This window comes from Mesorhizobium sp. M7A.F.Ca.CA.003.01.2.1, assembly GCF_003998945.1.
GTDB lineage: Bacteria > Pseudomonadota > Alphaproteobacteria > Rhizobiales > Rhizobiaceae > Mesorhizobium > Mesorhizobium ciceri.
This window is the reverse complement of sequence record NZ_RZRA01000932.1, coordinates 1-2,183: the sequence shown is the minus strand read 5'-3', so window position 1 is coordinate 2,183 and position 2,183 is coordinate 1. Positions and strand designations below refer to the sequence as shown.

Here is a 2,183-nt window from a genome sequence, read left to right as displayed (position 1 = left end):
TTGAGTCCGTGAGCATCGGAAGCGCAGAAAACCGCGTCAGGCGGCCGGCAGAGTAGCGTTTACAAATGGGCTTGTAGAAGGGGGATACTTCATGACGCTCGTCCAGAAGCTTGCCGTTGCCTATGCCTTCCTATTCTTCGGCGTCGTCGCCATCGGCTACATACCGGCCTTCAACGATGCCGACGGCAATCTGTTCGGCCTGTTCTCGCTGCAATGGTACGATGATCTGCTGCACGCCTTCTCCGGCGTCTGGGCGCTGGCCGCCGCCTTCATCTCGCACCGCCAGGCAGTGTTCTATTTCAAGCTGTTCGGCTCGGTCTACCTTTTCGACGGCGTGCTCGGGCTGGTCACCGGTTCCGGCTGCCTCGATGCCGGTATCTTCATCAACGGCTTCCGCTCTCTCAACGATATCGAATTCCCGGCCCGCTTCTTCGCCAACCTGCCGCACATCGTCATCGGCGGCTTCGCCGTCTATGTCGGCTTCCGGCTAGCCAGGCGCGTACACGACCACTTCGCCACGGCCTGATCGGGCATGTTCCTGTTCCGCTGGCTGAAGCGCCTCATCAAGACGATCCTCTGGCTGATCGTCGTCGTCATCCTCATCCCGATCGCCGGGCTGAGCTACGGCTTCCTGACGACGTCGTCGCTCGACAAGACGCCGCTGCCCGGCATTGCCGACGGCGCCCCGCCCAAGGCGCTGGCCGACAAGGTCCGCGCCGAGATCCCCGGCTACCAGCGGCCGGAGGAATCAACCTTCCTCACCTATCCGGAATGGGCGATCGTCTACGCCGCACGCGAATATGCCGGCTTCGTCGACAAGGACCAGCCGAGCGGCTTCCCCTACTGGTCCTATATCGGCCGCTTCTGGCAGGACTACGCCATGGTCATCCGCGCCAGCGCTCCCTACAAATTCAACTATGCCAACCACCAGATGCTGGTCATCATCGGCACCAGCCACTCGATCGAGCATATATTGCAGTGGGCCTATGAGAACACGGTCGGCCGCATCACCGAGGCGACAACGGCCAAGCGCACCGCCGCCGACATTTATCAGGCCAAGGTCGCGGCGGACTATGCCGCGTTTCTCGACCAGGTGCCCTGGTATCAGTTCCCGTATGCCGACAAGCGTGCCGGCCTGTTTGCCGTGCAGCCGGTGCCGGGCGACAGCTCCGTCCGCACCAGCGAACGCAAGCTGGCGTTCGGCCTCGCCGACACCATCAAGCAGGGCTATGCCGACCTGATAAAAAAGGCCCTCGCTGCCACGATGGACCCCGCCTTGCTCGACATCCATGTCTGGGCCAAGGGGCCCGTCGGCGAAGCCACGCGCAACGAGCCCGACACCTTGCTCGAACGCGACATGGGCGCTGACGGCACCATCTTCGTCACCAGGCGCTATCAGGTCTTCACCGAAATGATCCTGCGCCTGATCGACAAGGGCGTCTCCTTCGTCGAGATCGGCGGCAATGACGAGATCATGGCCACGGTGCTCTCCACCGATACGATCGCCATTCCCGAAGGCATGCACATCCTGTTCAGCTATCCGCTGCCGGCCGATCAATCCACGCGCCGCACCGGCATGATCGTTGCCGTGCGCAAACTGCATCTCGTGCTGCCGGCGCTGATCAAGTCCGGCGCCAGGCTCGAACACGTCTACGATTACTGAGGCCTTTCGGTCACGCCCGGCCAAGATTAGGCATTTCCTGGGCTCCGCCACGCCCATTCCACAATCGCGGCCAAATCCCGCCTTGTTCGCGCGCGAAGGAATGGGAAGAAATGGAAGGGCTGCCGGGGGGCATCTCGAAGGGACAAGACCGTGATCAAGACCGCCCTTGTCGCCATGACCATTGTCGGCTGCGACTGCGACGCCAAGCTTTGCGAATATATCGGCGAGACGCCGGCCAAATGGTCGACCGTCGCCGAGTGCGAAGCGGCGATGAAGAGCCAGATGCTGCACGAGCGCAATTTCAACTATCCGCTCGTCTCCGGCATTTGCCGCACGAAGGGTTCGTCGTCCTCTTCGCAGCTGGCCGCGACCGCATCGCGCCCGGAATTGAAGCCCGCCAGCCGCGTCGTCAGAACCGAAAGCCCGCTGCCGCCGGAACTCAGCCACCGGCCGAGCGTCTCGGTCGGTTCGCCGACGACCGCCATGGAAGCCGACGCCGCCCGGCCCGTTGCCTATGAAC

The 2,183-nt window shown here is 62.8% G+C and carries 3 protein-coding genes; all 3 read left to right on the top strand.

Annotation, left to right across the window (positions count from 1 at the left end; all coding sequences use genetic code 11):
- Positions 1 to 91: 91 nt before the first annotated feature.
- Positions 92 to 526, top strand: a complete 435-nt coding sequence (locus EN969_RS27850; RefSeq protein WP_013530043.1) for a DUF4383 domain-containing protein — start codon at positions 92 to 94, stop codon at positions 524 to 526.
- 6 nt (positions 527 to 532) lie between these two features.
- A complete protein-coding gene (locus tag EN969_RS27845; protein ID WP_063168826.1) occupies positions 533 to 1,663 on the top strand; it encodes a hypothetical protein in 1,131 nt (376 codons plus the stop codon).
- A 150-nt stretch (positions 1,664 to 1,813) separates the two neighbouring features.
- Positions 1,814 to 2,183: hypothetical protein (locus EN969_RS27840; protein WP_127419575.1), on the top strand; the 370-nt coding region annotated here is incomplete at its 3' end.